Raw genomic sequence first — 15,389 nt, 5'->3', positions numbered from 1 at the left:
AGTACGGTTCGTTTTGACGTCGTGTGAAGGAACCCTAACACATTAGGACGAATCCGGCGACGTGTTTCGGATGCGGATACGAGTCGAACGTCGTTCGTCGTTTCTGGTCCGAGTGTACCGGCGGCGTACCCGACAACGTTCGATACGGCGGTGGAAGCGACCTCCCGATTTCACTTCTGTTAACGGAAGAATCACTATCCGCGAGTTCCTACGTGGCCTATGGCCGACGGGGATTCCACTCATCTCACGGAGACGCTGGCCGTTTTCGACACGCTTGATTCTCTACACGCACCGCTCACGACGAGTGAAGTCGCGGACGACCTGGCGTGTACGCGACGCGCGGCGTACGACCGGTTGACGACGCTGGTCGAACGAGACGAACTTGAAACCAAGAAGGTCGGTGCCCGCGGGCGGGTATGGTGGCGAAGCGAACAGGACGAAGACGTCGCTCTCCGAGGACAGAAAGAGCAGTTCTCGGCTATCTTCCAGGAGTCGTTCGACGCGATGGTTCTCGCTAACGACGACGGCGAGTACGTCGCCGCGAATCCGGCGGCCTGCGAACTCTTCGGTCTTCCTCGTGACGAACTACTTGGGTGCACTATCGACGATTTCGCGGTGGCCGAGTACGATCTCGAAGGTGCGTGGGAGTCGTTCCGAAACGGAGACCAACCGCACGGGACGTTCCCGCTGCGAAGACCGGACGGTACCGTACGAATCACCGAGTACGCCGCGACGCCGAACGTTTTCTCTGGCCGGCATCTCTCGGTCATCAGAGATGTCACAGAACGTGCAGAACACGAACAGCAACTCGCCCGACAGCGCGAACGACTCGTAGCTCTCGATGATCTGAACACCGTCTTCCGGGAGATAACCCACGGCGTGTTGGACCAGTCGACGCGCGAGGAGATAGAGCGCGTCATCGTCGAATCGCTCGCCGAACTGGATTCCTACACGTTCGCCTGGATAGCGGAAGTCGATGTGAAGACGGACACGGTTTCTTCGCGAGTCGAGGCCGGTGTCGAGGGCTACCTCGACGACACCGACCTCTCGATGGATGCCGACGACGCTCTGGGTCGTGGACCGGCCGGGAAGGCGATTCGAACACAGGAGCTACAGGTGGTGAGGGACGTGTTCGACGACCCGGATTTCGAGCCCTGGCGCGACATCGCCCGTGAGTACGGCTACTCCTCGGTGGTGTCGATTCCTATCGTCTACGAGGATACCCTCTACGGAGTGTTGAGTCTCTACACCGACCGGCCGAACGCGTTCACGAACGAGGAACTGGAGATTATCGGCCAACTGGACGAGATAACCGGACACGCGATAGCAGCTATCGAGCGCAAACTGGCCCTGATGGGCGACGAAGTCGTCGAGATGGAGTTTCGCGTCCCCCGTGTCTTCGATATCTCGAAGGACGCGGAACCGCCGGGAGGAACGGTCGTCATCGACCGAACGATTCCGGTCGACGGCGAGACGTACCTTCAGTACGGTACTGTGAGAGACGACGGGTACGAGGCGTTAGAGCTCCTCGTCGAGCAGCTGTCCCACTGTAAGGAGGTGACTCTCTTCGAACAGGAGGGCGAGGACACGCGATTCGAACTGCGGCTCACCAGACCACCCGTAGTATCGCTCGTCGCGTCGCACGGCGGGTTCATCAAAGACGCGGTTATCGAGGGAGGAGACTTCCATATGACTATCCATCTCCCTCCCAGTGCAGAAGTGCGACACGTCACCGACGCGATTCGGGAAGCCTACCCCACAGTAGAGATGCTCTCACGTCGTCAGAAATCTCGCTCGAACACGACTCCGGAGGTTTTCGATGGGGCGTTGACCGACCTCACCGAGCGCCAGCGGGCCTCTCTCGCAACGGCCTTCTACTCGGGATACTTCGATTGGCCACGCGAGAGCACGGGTGAAGAGGTAGCCGACGCGCTCGGCGTCAGTCCTCCGACCCTCCATCAACACGTTCGCACCGCCGAGCGGAAACTCTTCGAGGCACTGTTCGACGAACGCGATGGTCGATGAGTTGGGCCTACCTGTCCGGTCGAACGTCGCCTTTCACTTCGGATATCTCACGTAGGGACCGGGAAGCAACGCGCGAAGCGAGTACGACCGTCGACGTGTTCGTTTGCGATCTCGGTACGTCGTCTCGTCTGGCGGTGTCGTCTCCTGGGTGGTCGGTTCTCGTGTTTTCGTCTCCGTGGTGTTCGTACCTTCCTAAAAAATTCCATATATAACTATTGTGAATCGAATAACGGAACGACGAGGCGGGCGTGAACTGAAATAGCGAGGAGGCCAATCGGGTAGCATGAACCTGCGAAACGGGCGTCGGTGGTGGTCGGTCGTCGCCCTCCTCGCTCTCGCCGGTGTCGCGGTTCGCCGTGTTCTTCGGGCGTTCGCGCGCACACGAAAGGTTCCACTCAGCCCCCTTTTCGCACGTGGGCGGGTCGGTGCCGACTACCTTCGACGTCACGACGTGAGGACGGGGGAACTCCTCTCGGGCGAGATGGACGACATGGCCGAGTACGCCCGACGGGACTTCGACCCAGAGACGATTCACCCCGCAGTCCGACGGTTTTACGAACGCACCGTCGAGTACGACCTCGCGTATCGCGTGCGGTGGCATCCGGGATTTCGGCTGGGTGCGGGCCTCGCGTCCCGACTCACCGGTCGGATAGAACAGCTAAATCTGCCCGGCCCGCGGGCGAGTGGAGCCGGGATACTCACCAGTCGAATCGTCGCCGTCGACGGGGGCGACGACCCCCGTGACGGCGCTCGGGCGTGGGTTCGGACGGACGATTCGGGCACTGCCGTCTTCGTCGCGATTTACGCGAGCCACGTGAGCGACGGGACACGCTACGTCAACATCGCGGCCCCGCTCCCGTGGTCGAATCTGAGTACGGTGTTGTCCATCCAGCCACTCGACCGGGGCGAGGAATCGGCGGGTATCGAACTGACGACGAAGACGGGGGTGGGCGACGAGGGGTTGTACTTCGTCACTCCTCTCGGGGCCATTTCGCTTCCGATGGACCAGTCGTTTCGCGTCTGGCCTGCGGGCGACGGAATCCGAGCACGTCACGAGATGTGGGTGTTCGGCGCGCAGTTTCTCACCATCGAGTACGAATCGGACGCCGCCGACACCAACACGTATTTTTAAACTGAGTGAAATATTGGAGTATGAAATTCAGCGACGCGAGTTCGTCGGTCCGGTCGGTACTCCTCGCCCGACCGGCCACCGTGTTACCGGTGTACCTCGCTGGAACCAGCGCCGGTCTTATCGGCCAGACGATACCACTGGTCGGCGTCGCGCTCGCCTATCTCTTTCTCTTCGGAACGGGGCGAATCGAAGCGGCGGTCACGACCGTCGGTCGAATCGACTTCTCGGGGTCGGAACTGACCGACGCCGAACTCGAACGACTCGGTGAGGCGATACTCGGATTGCTCACGCCCGAAGTCGTCACCGTCCTCCTGCTCTCGGCACTGTTGGGTATCGCCGTCTCGTTCGTCGCCGGCGCACTCGCGGGTGCAGGACAGATTCACGCGGTGACGGCGGCGCTCCGAGACGAGCGAGCCATCCCCGCCGGCGTCGCCGGCGCGAGCGAGGACTGGGGGACGTTCCTCGTGTTGAGCATCGTCCAGGTGGTCTCGTTTCTCCTGGTAACCGCTCCTGTCTTCGTGTTCGGGGGGCTCGCAGCGACCGGGAGTGTCGTCGCCGGCCTCCTGTTCGTCTTCGCGATACTCGCGTGGTTCCCGCTCGCGTTCGGCGTCTACCTCCTCTTTCTGTTCGTTCCACAGGCCATCGTCGTCGACGACGTCGGCGTGCGGAGTGGTATTCGTCGGAGTGGCGGTTTCGTTCGACGACATCCCTTCCGAGTCGCCGCCTACGTCGTCGCCGTCGTCGGTCTCGTCGGACTGTTCGGCTTCGCCTCGTTCGCGTTCTCACTGTTCGGCATCCAGCGGCTTCTCGGCGTCGTCCTCGCGTTCGGTCTCGCCCCCACGCTCGGCGTGTTGAAGACGGCGCTGTATCTCGACGAACCCCCCGTCGAGTTCCGTCGTCGGGGGTCTGTTCGGGGTGCACTGGGACGCGGTCTCAGCGAACTCCGGTCGTTCGTCCTCGGCTGCCCCGGACTCGTGGTCGCCGCACTCTCCCTGTTCGCCGTCGGCAGCGTCGGTGGCTGGTTCGCAACCCGTCCGTTTGCGCTCGAACGTCTCGGGTCGGAGCTATCGGGGAACGTGTTCGGCACGATTCCGCTCGACGTGTTCGTCACGCTGACCGCCAACAACTGGCTGGTCGCTATCTCGGCGGCCTACGCCGGCCTCGGCTTCGGCGTTCCGACCGTCGTCACGCTCCTGTTCAACGGTGCCGTCGTCGGCGGTGTCGTCGGCCTGTTGCCCGACACGACGCTCACGTTCGCTCTCATCGTGCCACACGGCATCATCGAGATCCCCGCGCTGGCGGTCGCGGGTGCGCTCGGTCTCCATCTCGGCGGTTCTGCGTGGTCGTACGTCCGCGGTGGGGCGTCGGCAGCCGACCTCGCGGCGGAACTCGTCCGGGCGTACTACATCCTCCTCGGTCTGTTTCCGGTGTTCGTCGTCGCCGCGTTCGTCGAGGCGTTTTTGACGTGGTGGGTCGCTTCGGCGTTCGTGTAGGTGGGTAGGTTTATGTTCGCTCGTCCAAACGACAGGTCGTGAACTCGACTCGAACCGTACCGCAGGTCAGCGGTGTGGTCGCACCGGCCGTCGCGTTCGGGTCGATACTACTGGCGACGGTTCTCTCACCGACGTTTTCGTGGACGATGGACGCGCTGTCGGAACTCGGTGGTGCTGGCGAACCCACCGCGTGGCTGTTCAACGGCGGCCTCGTGGCCGGGAGTCTCCTGTCCGTTCTCTCCCTGTGGGCCGTCTGGAGAACCCGCGAGAACGCACTCGACACGGTCGGCTGTGTCGGACTCACGATATCTCTCGTCGCCATGGGGTTGGTCGGCGTCTTCCCCGTCGGAACCGACCTCCACCTGCCGATGGCGGTCACGTTCTTCGGTGCGTTCACCTACGCCCTCTTTTTCTTCGGTTCCGGACGTGTACTCGCGGGCGAACCCCGATTCGGTCTCGCGAGTCTCTGGCTCGGCATCGCCCACGTCACATCGTGGGTGGTCTGGGCGGCGGGCCTCCGACCCGGACCGGGCCTCGCACTGCCGGAGACCGTCGGCGCGCTGATTCTCGTCGTCTGGATGGTGCGTACTATCCGACGCCTCTGATCACTGGGCGATTTCCGCGAACTCGTTCGTATCCTCGTCGGTTCCGGCGATGACGAGCTGGTCGTCCGACTGAATCACGAAGTTCGGGCCGAGGTCGGTGATGACCTCGCCGTTCCGGTCGACGGCGATGACGGTACAGCCGGTTCGAGACCGAACGTCGGCGTCTCTGAGACTTTCGCCCGCGAGTCGGGGGGCGGTCGTGCGCACGACTTCTATCTGCTTGTCGGGCGAGATTATCTCCTCGCCTTCGAGAATCGTGGACGCGAGCATCCGTCCGCTGACGGTTTCGAGTGCGAGGACGTAGTCCGCACCCGCGCTGTACAATTTTCCGATGTTGTCGGTCTCGTTCGCTCGGGCGACGATTTCGACGCCCGGTGCGAGTTCTCGGGCGACGAGCGTCGCGAAAATCGTCGTGGTGTCGTCCGCGAGTGCGAAGATGAGCGCGTTCGCGTGTCCGATTCCGGCGTCTCGAAGCGTGGCTTCCTCGGTCACGTCGCCGACGACGTCGATGTTTGGTTTCTCTTCGATGTCGACGACGATGGTTCGCATCGCGGTCGATTGCATCGCCTCTCGAACCGTCGAGCCGACTTCTCCGTGTCCGGCGACGATGACGGTCCCACGGACGGGGCCTCGCTCGCCCGAGATGGTCATCTCTTTCAGTCGTTCGAGTTGCGCTTCCCGGCCCGCCGCGACGAGAATCGTGTTCTCGTCGAGCATCGTATCCGGAGACGGAGAACTCTGGAACTCCCCCCGACGCGAGATGCCGATGATGCTCGCACCGGTCTTCTCTCGAATCCTGCTCTCAGCGAGTTTCTTGCCGCAGACCTCGCTTTCCGCCTGAATCGACAGTTCGACGATTTCGAAATCTTCACCGATGACGACCGTCTCACCGAGGTCGGTTGTCACCGACGCGGACACCTTCTCTGCCAGGCTCTGACCGAGGAGGTGGCGTGGTGAGAACACCTGGTCAGCCCCGGCGTAGTGAAGGTAACTCGTCAGGTCGGGATTCTCGACGAGACTGATGACGCGCACGTCGTCCGACACCTCCCGCACCGCGAGTGCGATACTGGCGTTTTGCTCGTCGGTCGCGTCTGCGATGACCGTGTTCGCCTGCTCGACGCTAGCCCTCCGAAGTACCTCTGCGGACTCCGGGTCGCCGTGGACGATGGAGACGTTCTGTTCGTACAGGTCGAGCGCTTCGTCGCGGTCTCTGACGATGACGACGTAGTCACGGTTCCACGACTGGAGTTCGTCGATGAGCGTCTCTGCACGCGGCGAGTACCCACAGATGACGATGTGGTCTTGCAGTCCGTCCACGGTCGTCGGTGGACTCACACGAAGCATCTCCTGAATCCACGGCGCGACGAAAAGCGGCAACGCCATGAAGATGAGAAACACCCCGGTCATCTGCATCGCGACCATCAGTAGCTCCATGCCGACTGAATCCCAGAATTGGGCGTCCTCTCCGTATCCCGTCGTGGTGAACGTCTCGATGACGACACTGAACGATTCGAGGAGGTTGCGGTCCATTCCCTCGAACGTCGCCATCGCCCACGAGTAGGCGAACGTGTACACGACGAGAACCGTGATGAACGCCCCGATGTAGAGGAATGCTCGTCGTCGCCGCTGTGGATTCATTCTCGTTTTCGCAGTGTTATTCGGGCGACTTTACTCTGCCGTCCGGCATCGACTTATTCGTCCGGCCCTTCCCTTCTTTCGTGTACACCGGGAAGACTGAACAACCGTGCTGTCTCTGTGACGAACCGGACGCCCCCGTCCGAATCGACCTCCCGCCGAGGGCGGTCCCGGAGATGAAACACGGCGACCCCATCGCCTGGCGAGACATCGTCGGTGAGGTGTCGATTCACTTCTGTGAGAACGACTGGAACACCGTTCGTGACCTCGTGGTCGACCTGGGAATGAGCCCACTGCCTCGATGCAACGTCGCTCGTGCGTCGTTCGACCTGCGAGAGGACTTCGAAACCTTGCTCGATAGACCTCGCGAGGAACCCGACCACAACGGCGTCGAATCACGCCTCCGAGAGAAGAGCGAGGACGTCGTCGAGGCGTACGGCGAGGATTCTCTCTACACCGACCGCGACCTCGTGGAAGCACGAATCGTCCAGTGGGTGCTCGACGGCGACCGTCCGTAAGTTTATATCCGAACACGGGACCAGACTCGCCGAGATGTATCCCGTCTCTCTGGACTCGTTTCCCATCCCTGTCCCCGTTCTCGTCGCTCGTCTCGCGGCACTCTCCGCCCGTTTTGTTTCCCCTCTCCGTGCCGTTCGCAGAGGCGGACGATTGAACACCCTCGGGCGCGTCGTCCCGTCCGATGGCCTCCTATCGAGGTGCAATCGTGGACGTGGACGGAACGCTGGTGCGTGGAAACGACCGTCTGCCCGGTGCGAGCGCGGGTGTGCGAACGCTGAGAGAGGCAGGGATAGACCTCCTCCTCTTTTCCAACAACCCGACACACCCTCCCGAACACTACGTCGGACGACTCGGTGCCCACGACGTGACCATCGACGCGGAGCAGGTGCTCACGTCGGCGCTCGTCACGGCGGAGTTCCTCGAAGCCGAGTACGCCGAAAGCGAGTTGTTCGTCGTCGGTGAGACGTATCTCCGTGAACTCCTGTCCGACCGTGGGTTCATCCTCCGTGACGACCCCGACGCCGCCGACGTCGTCGTCGGCTCAATCGACCGGGAGTTCGACTACCGGACGCTCACCGAAGCGTTCTGGGCGCTCGAAGACGGTGCCACGTTCGTCGGTACAGACCCCGACGTGACGATTCCCGCATCGCAGCGGCTCGTTCCCGGTTCGGGTGCCATCCTCAACGCGATTGCGGGCGTGGCAGGTCGCGACCCCGACCACGTGCTCGGGAAACCCTCTCGTGAGGCAGGAGCGGCGGCACTCGACCGTCTCGGTGTTTCGGCGGCGGACTGTCTCGTCGTCGGGGACCGACTCGACACCGACATCGCACTCGGTGAACGACTCGGAGCGACGACGGTGCTCGTCCACTCGGGAGTGGCGACGCCGGACGACCTCGAAACGGCGACGGTTCGCCCCGACTACGTCGTCGATTCACTCGGGGAGATAGCCGACGTTCTCGACGACGGGGTGTAGCCGATGACCTATTTTTTCGCCTTCACACTGGTCTAGAGTTCGCCTTCTCTCGCTCGCTCTCTCATCTCGGAGGCACGGTCGCGGATCGCTTCTGTCTCGTCGCTTTTCCTATCGAAGTTGCTGTACACGAGCGCCATTCGGTAATTGTCTCGTAGTGGTTCTTCGTTCTCGGCGAGGAAATCCCAGTAGAGTGCGTTGAACGGGCAGGCATCCTCGCCAGTCGTCTCGTCGACGTCGTATCGACAGTCGTCACAGAAATCGCTCATTCGGTCGATGTATCGTCCGCTGGCGGCGTAGGGTTTAGTCGAGAGAGCGTCCGTGCCGAAGACGCCCATGCCGACCACGTTCGGCGTCGTCACCCAGTGGTACGCGTCGACGTACCCGAAGTGGAACCATCGGTTGAGTTCCCGTGGGTCGACTCCGTACAGAAGCGCGAAGTTCGAGAGCACCATCAGTCGCTCGATGTGGTGGCTGTAACCGCGCTTCCACACCCTATCGACTGCATGAGACAGACAGTTCATGTCGGTGTCGGCGTCGTAGTAGAGGCTCGGTAACGCTCGGTTCGCATCGAGTCGGTTCGCACCGACCATCTCGGGCATCCATCTGCGATAGACGTGACGCACGAATTCACGCCAGCCGAGCACCTGTCGGACGAACCCTTCGACGCTGTTGATGGGTGCGTCGCCGGCGTCGAAGGCGTCGACGGCAGTTTCGATGAGTTCACGGGGATGAACCAGTCCGAGGTTGACCGACGAGGAGAGAAGCGAGTGGTTCAGTGCCCACTCGGAGTCGGACATCGCATCCTGATACGGCCCGAAATCGGCGAGGCGGTGGGTGACGAAGTGGTCGAGCGCGTCGAGTGCCTGCTCGCGCGTGACGGGCCACCGGAACCCGTCGGGGTCACCCCACGTCTCGAACTCCCGGTCGACCACCGTCCGGACTTCGCGGGTCACCTCGTCGGGTTCGAACGACGGCGGGGGCGGAAACTCGTAGTCGGTCGGTGGTGTCTCGCGGTTCTGTTCGTCGTAGTTCCACTCACCGCCGATGGGTTCTTCGCCGTCCATCAGATATCCCGTCTGCGTTCGCACCCATCGATAGAACTGTTCGTGGCGAAATCGTTCGCTCTCACCGGCCCACTCGTCGAACGCCGTCGGTGAGACGACGAACAGGTCGTCGTCTTCGAGTTCGAGTCGACCGCCCGCAACCGAAACGAGCGCGGCGAGTCGTTCGCCACCCCCGTGACTCGCAGGGGTCATCAACCGGAGTTCGTCGTCGGGAAACTGCGCGAAGTGGGCCGAAAGCGCGTCGGCAAACGTCTCCGACTTCCGGTAGACGACCTCTCGTCCCGCCTCTCGGAGTTCGTCCCGGAAGTGTCGCATCGCGCTGAATACCAGCGTCAACTTCTGTGGGTGGTACGGCATTCGCCGTGCGAACTCGTGCGCTTCGACCAGCAGTACGCGTTCGTCCGGTCGTTCTGCGAGCGGCCCTACTCGCGTGGTCAGTTGGTCACCGAGCACCCAGACGGTCATGGACCGGGGACGACTCCGAGCGACAAAAGTGTACGCGCTCGTCGGAAGCCTGCTCGCGCGAGAGAAATGACGGTCGAGACCCGATTTCGGCAGTGTGATTGCGAACCGTTCTCGTCCCGCGTCGGTATCCGCGATGCGGGTCGAAGTACCGCCAGGGCGAACCGAGTTTCGTCGACCGCGAAAACCATCGCCCAGTCGAAAAGAACCCCCCGGCAGTTAACTCCGCCCCCACCGTTTCACTCCCCATGGCCCTTTACGAGGCAGTTGCAGACCTCCTACTCGAAATCGAATCTTGCGAGTTCGAGACACACGAACGCGAAACGTCGAGTGACTTTACGCGCGTCACGACCGAGATTGCCCTCCACGGTGCTGGAGAAACCGGGAGAGGGGAAGACGTGACCTACGAGGAAACCGACCAGCGCGCGCTGGCGGACGCCTCGTTCAATTTCGCGGGCGAGTACACCTTCGACGAGTTCTCGGCGCAACTCGCTGGCCGCGACCTCTTTCCGCAGGGGCCATCCCGTGAGGACTTCCGGCACTATCGACGATGGGGGTTCGAGAGCGCGGCGCTGGACCTCGCACTCAGGCAGGCCGACACCGACCTTCCGACCGCGTTAGACCGCACCGCACTCCCGGTTCGATTCGTCGTCAGCACCCGATTGGGTGACCCGCCGAGTGCCGAACGAGTGCGGTTGTGGCTCGACGTCGACCCCGAACTGTCGTTCAAACTCGATGCGACGTCCGAGTGGTCCTCCGAACTCGTCTCGAAACTGGCGGAGACGGGGCGAGTTCGCGTCGTCGATATGAAAGCGCAGTACGACGACACCGACGTGGGCCAGTCGCCGGACCCCCACCTCTACCGGCGCGTTCGTGACGGCCTGCCGGACGTGGTCATCGAAGACCCGGCGTACACCGACGAGACGTCGTCCATCCTCGACACCGCCCGCGACAGAATTTCGTGGGACGCACCGATAACCGGCATCGAGAGTATCGAATCGCTCCCGTTCGACCCGCGGTGGCTGAACGTCAAGCCATCCCGATTCGGAAGCGTGGAATCACTGTTCGCCGCGCTCGAATACTGCGAACGACACGACATCCGACTGTACGGAGGCGGCCAGTTCGAACTCGGGGTCGGTCGGGGGCAGATTCAATTGCTCGCGTCGCTGTTCTATCCAGAGTCCCCGAACGACGTCGCCCCGCGGGGATACAACGACCCCACCCCTTCCGTCGGACTTCCGTCGAGCCCACTCGAAGCGCCGACGGTCGAAGGATTTCGGTCGGTGTAGTCCCTCCAGTCGAATCCGAAAGCACGCCCCTCCGTCACTGCCCTCACAAACCGACACCGACCATCCGTGCGCTTCGACGATGCCGGCGACGATGGATAGTCCCAATCCCGACCCACGGTCGGCCGTCGTGTGTCCGTATTCGAACACTGCCTCGCGTTTGTCAGGGTGGATGTCGGGGCCGTCGTCTTCGACGTAGAAACCGCCGAGAGACTCGGCCGAACCGCTCGTTTCGTCGGCGGAGTCGGTGTCGAGAGCGCCGACGTGGACCGTCGCCGCACTGCCCGCGTGCTCGATGGCGTTTCGAAAGAGATTCTCGAACAGTTCCAGGAGTCGCCCCTGGTCTGCGTTCACCGTCCCGAGCGAATCGACGGTGAGACTACCCTCCTGTGTTTTGACGTTCGCCCACGCCTGTCGAACCACCGCGGACAGTTCGACTGGCTCCGTCTCGCTGACGACCAGTCCCTGTCGTGCGAGCGTCAACAACTCCTCGATGAGGCTCCCCATCCGACCTAAAGCGTCGTCTGCCTTCTCGAAGTGGTGGCGGTCGCCGTTCTCTCTGGCGAGTTGGAGGTGTCCTTGCGCGACGTTCAGCGGGTTGCGAAGGTCGTGCGAGACGACGCTCGCGAACTCTTCGAGGCGCTCGTTTTGGCGCTTGAGGTCCTCCTTTCTTTGCTTTCGCTCGGTCACGTCGCGAGCAGACCCGAGTTGTGCCGTCTTCCCCTCGTAGGTGATGATGTGAACGTTGAACTCCACGTGGCGGACGGTGCCGTCTTTCGTCACGACGCGCGCTTCGTAGTGGGGTGACCTGTCGCCCTCCAGTCGCTCTCTCGCGATGTCTTTGACTCGTTCGCGGTCGTCGGGATGGAGCAGTTCCCAGATTTCCATCCCCGCCAGTTCCTCGCGGGAAAATCCGCTGAGTTCGCACACACGCTGGTTGACGAACACGAACGCATCGTTTCGGTAAATGTAGATCGCGTCGTGACTCTGTTCCACCAGGGTCCGATACTTCTCTTCGCTCTCGCGGAGTGCGGTCTGCGAGTGGATGCGTCGGAGCGCTTCGGTGGCGTGCGAGACGAGTAGTTCGGCCAGTTCCGCTTCGTCTTCGTCGAACGAACCGACTTCCCGTGACCCGGCCTGGAAGACCCCTTCCTCGCCGATTGGGACGCTCAGGAGCGACCGATACTCGACCTGCGCCGGAACGGCACTCGCTTCCTCGCGCACGTCGTCTACGACGTACGTCTCGTGGTTCTGGTAGGTCTGGCCCGCGATGCCTTCGTCTACGCGAAGTTCGTCGTACCCGTCGTCGGTCATCCCCGTCGATGTCGCCTTGGGGACGAAGTAGCCGTCCTCGACTATATCGACGCCGCAGATGTCGAATTCGAGGATGCTTTCGGCCGCGTCGACGGTCAGTGCGGCGATTTCGTCGACCGTGTGGCATGCTTCCATCTCCGAGGCGACTTCGTGGAGTTTTTCGATTTTTCGTTTTTCCTCCCGGAGTGCCGTCTTGATGCGCTCGTGGTCTGCGATGCTACAGAGCACCCCGACCGTCCCTCGAAACTCGTCGTCCTGTGTGAGGAGGCCGATACGCGTTTCACAGGGGACGGCTCGTCCGTCTGCTGTGTTGAGCGTCAACCGGAGCTTTGCGACGTCCTCTCCACCCCGGAGGAGGTCGCGGATGAGTTCGTCATCCCGGCGAACGTCTGCATCGTCCAGGAGGAAAGAGACGTGCGCGCCGACGAGTCGTCTCGGTCGTAGCCAGACATCTCGGTCAACGTGTCGTTGACAGCGGTCATCTTTCCCTCCGTGTTCAGCGTGTACACGCCATCGCCCATCGCCTGCACGATGGACTTGTAGCGGTCGAGTCGCTCGCGTGGTTGGCGGGCGTCGGCGACCGCTCGCTCGACGACCTTGATGAGTTCGCCGAGCCGGTCTCCGTCAGTCTGGTCGGGGACGTACCCGGACACGTTTGCCGCGATGGCGTCGCTCGCGATTCGTTCGTCGCTGGAGGTAGTACAGGGGACGAATGGAAGCGTTGAGTGTCGGTCACGAACTCGTTCTAGCAGCGTGACCCCGGTTCCGTCTGGCAGTTCGTAGCCGCTAACGATGCAGTCTACAGTCCCCCCCGTTACTTCGTCGAGAACCGTTTTCTCGTCGTTCGCTGTACGCACGGCGAGTTCCGGTACCTCCTCGAGTTCACTCGGACTTACGCCTGTATCGTCGAGGGGGTCGACGTGCAGTACCCGGATGTTTGTTTCCATTCTATCACTTCTTGGTCAGACATAGAACTACTCCCCTAAAAATCAATACTATAGTCTGGTACTAGACTATTGTCCTCTCCTATCGTGACTCGTCGACAATACATCGACAACCGAACAAGTTTGCCGTACTCCGAACCGCTTTTACTGTTATTCGAGTCTCGAACGCCGACTCCTGGCCCACCGTCGCATATCCGGACCGATAACACGAGATAGCCGACGAGAACCCCGTCGAAACCGCTCGTCGCTTATGAAGTTCGTCTCGCGGTGGTCGTTCCGTGTCGGTCGCCAGAATCCCCGATGATGATTCGACTATGGATTTCTTCGTGGAGTAGTTTTTTCCTATCCGCACGTGAGAGCCGAGATATGGAGTACACGACTCTCGGCGACACGGGAATGGAGGTCAGCAAGATCTGTCTCGGCTGTATGAGCTTCGGGTCGAGCGACTGGCGCGAGTGGGTGCTGGACGAAGACGAGAGCATGCCTATCATCGAGCGTGCCATCGACCTCGGCATCAACTTCTTCGACACCGCGAACATGTACTCGCGCGGCGAGAGCGAGCGCATCCTCGGGAAGGCACTCGAAGGCCGACGCGACGAGAGCGTCGTCGCCACGAAGTGTTACTTCCAGATGGACGACGACGACCCGAACTCGGGCGGTCTGTCGCGCAAAGCCATCGAACAGGAACTCGACGACTCCCGTGACCGCCTCGGGATGGACACCATCGACCTCTACCAGATTCACCGCTGGGACGGCGAGACGCCAATCTCGACGACGATGCGGGTGCTCTCCGACGCGGTTCGACGCGAGAAGGTGCGCTATCTGGGTGCGAGTTCGATGTGGGCACGCCAGTTCGCGGACGCACTCCACACCAGCGACCGACTCGGACTCGACCGCTTCGTGACGATGCAGAACCACTACAACCTCGTCTACCGCGAGGAAGAACGCGAGATGCTCCCGCTCTGTGACCGCGAGGAAATCGGCGTCATCCCGTGGAGCCCGCTCGCCCGGGGCTTTCTCACGCGACCGCACGATGAGTTCGAGGACACGACCCGCGGCAAGACCGACGACCACGCACACCAACACCCCTACGCCGAGGGCGGTGGCACGGAAATAAACGAGCGCGTACAAGAACTCGCCGCCGAGAAGGGCGTCACGATGGCCCAGATCGGGTTGGCGTGGCTCTTCCACAAGGAGTGGGTGGACGCCCCCATCGTCGGCACGACCAGCGTCGAACATCTGGAGGACGCCGTCGAAGCCCTCGACATCGACCTCTCGTCCGGTGATATGGCGTACCTCGAAGAGCCATACGAACCGGTTCGCGTGTCCGGGCACGAATAACGCATTCGTGTTCAGGGCACGAGTAAGCGGACATCGACTATCGAGATGTTCTCCCCGGTATCGACGTTCCGATGCTCGTGTGCGCCGGCGCAGACGAAAAGTGGCGATCAGTCCCTGTGGTCGAGCGAACCCCGGTCTCGTGCCCGAGGCTCGGTTCGAGCTATTCGAGGAGAGTGGACACTGCCTTACCGTCGAAGAACCGGAGCGATTCAATCAGGTTGTGCGGGATTTCGCCGAAAGTCTCTGATGGATGTGTGCCTCGTATATCGAGGCGGCTCGACGAGTTGCAGAACCTCTGTCACAAACGTCGTGCTGACTACAGAGCGTCTATTTCTCACTTAGAAGAGCCTGTCTAAGAATTTTGCCTCACCAATCCTCCTGACGTCGGCTGAAGATACTCTTACACGGTTCGACGGATCGATTCGGCCGTCGACAAAAAAAGAGAACCGGGCTCAGTTATCCGGCGATCGCGTCCACCACTTTGTGGCCGTCCGGCCCCCGGCCGGACCGCCACAGTTTCAGCAGATTGTGCGTCGCCGAAAACAACGACCACTCCGCTCGTGCCCCTGTCTCCCCACGTAACAGGAATCGGTCGC

The 15,389-nt window shown here is 61.8% G+C and carries 11 protein-coding genes and 1 pseudogene; 8 read left to right on the top strand and 4 right to left on the bottom strand.

The features are described from left to right. The first annotated feature begins 219 nt into the window (after positions 1–219). From ACR3FF_RS08890 to ACR3FF_RS08875, 4 genes are all read left to right on the top strand, one after another. The gene (locus tag ACR3FF_RS08890) at positions 220–2,025 is read left to right on the top strand and encodes a bacterio-opsin activator domain-containing protein (RefSeq protein ID WP_458187638.1); all 1,806 of its coding nucleotides are present in this window, start codon (positions 220–222) and stop codon (positions 2,023–2,025) included. 283 nt (positions 2,026–2,308) lie between these two features. Continuing rightward, positions 2,309–3,157 carry a hypothetical protein gene (locus ACR3FF_RS08885; protein WP_458187637.1) on the top strand — a complete coding sequence of 283 codons (849 nt, stop codon included), beginning with the start codon at positions 2,309–2,311 and terminating at the stop codon, positions 3,155–3,157. A 20-nt stretch (positions 3,158–3,177) separates the two neighbouring features. Beyond that, positions 3,178–4,650, top strand: a complete 1,473-nt coding sequence (locus tag ACR3FF_RS08880; RefSeq protein WP_458187636.1) for a stage II sporulation protein M — start codon at positions 3,178–3,180, stop codon at positions 4,648–4,650. A gap of 38 nt (positions 4,651–4,688) precedes the next feature. Further along, positions 4,689–5,255, top strand: a complete 567-nt coding sequence (locus tag ACR3FF_RS08875) for a DUF998 domain-containing protein (protein ID WP_458187635.1) — start codon at positions 4,689–4,691, stop codon at positions 5,253–5,255. On the opposite strand, the gene ACR3FF_RS08870 is transcribed toward ACR3FF_RS08875, so the two are convergent. Continuing rightward, positions 5,256–6,893 (bottom strand): potassium channel family protein, encoded by a 1,638-nt coding sequence (locus ACR3FF_RS08870; RefSeq protein ID WP_458187634.1) that lies wholly within the window; start codon positions 6,891–6,893, stop codon positions 5,256–5,258. A gap of 80 nt (positions 6,894–6,973) precedes the next feature. Between ACR3FF_RS08870 and ACR3FF_RS08865 the strand changes: the two genes are divergently transcribed. Continuing rightward, positions 6,974–7,408 (top strand): DUF7960 family protein, encoded by a 435-nt coding sequence (locus ACR3FF_RS08865; protein ID WP_458187633.1) that lies wholly within the window; start codon positions 6,974–6,976, stop codon positions 7,406–7,408. 182 nt (positions 7,409–7,590) lie between these two features. Then, entirely contained in the window at positions 7,591–8,382 is a 792-nt protein-coding gene (locus tag ACR3FF_RS08860) for an HAD-IIA family hydrolase (RefSeq protein ID WP_458187632.1), read from the top strand. Positions 8,383–8,414: 32 nt separating this feature from the next. Here the strand turns inward: ACR3FF_RS08860 and ACR3FF_RS08855 are convergent, their stop codons facing one another. After that, entirely contained in the window at positions 8,415–9,911 is a 1,497-nt protein-coding gene (locus ACR3FF_RS08855) for a cryptochrome/photolyase family protein (RefSeq protein ID WP_458187631.1), read from the bottom strand. Between the two features lie 245 nt (positions 9,912–10,156). Here ACR3FF_RS08855 and ACR3FF_RS08850 point away from each other — a divergent pair, with 245 nt between their 5' ends. Then, positions 10,157–11,197 (top strand): enolase-like domain-containing protein, encoded by a 1,041-nt coding sequence (locus ACR3FF_RS08850; RefSeq protein WP_458187630.1) that lies wholly within the window; start codon positions 10,157–10,159, stop codon positions 11,195–11,197. 66 nt (positions 11,198–11,263) lie between these two features. On the opposite strand, the pseudogene ACR3FF_RS08845 reads toward ACR3FF_RS08850, so the two are convergent. Together ACR3FF_RS08845 and ACR3FF_RS08840 are read right to left on the bottom strand one after the other, a co-directional pair. Then, positions 11,264–12,643, bottom strand: a pseudogene (locus tag ACR3FF_RS08845) (PAS domain S-box protein); the annotation flags it as partial. Positions 12,644–12,825: 182 nt separating this feature from the next. Continuing rightward, complete coding sequence (locus tag ACR3FF_RS08840; protein ID WP_458187629.1) at positions 12,826–13,455, bottom strand: response regulator; 630 nt, start codon at positions 13,453–13,455, stop codon at positions 12,826–12,828. Positions 13,456–13,818: 363 nt separating this feature from the next. Between ACR3FF_RS08840 and ACR3FF_RS08835 the strand changes: the two genes are divergently transcribed. Next, entirely contained in the window at positions 13,819–14,793 is a 975-nt protein-coding gene (locus tag ACR3FF_RS08835) for an aldo/keto reductase (RefSeq protein WP_458187628.1), read from the top strand. The last annotated feature ends 596 nt before the right edge of the window (positions 14,794–15,389 follow it).

The sequence above is a fragment of the Haladaptatus ordinarius genome, from assembly GCF_054177595.1.
This window is presented reverse-complemented; position numbering and strand designations above follow the sequence as displayed.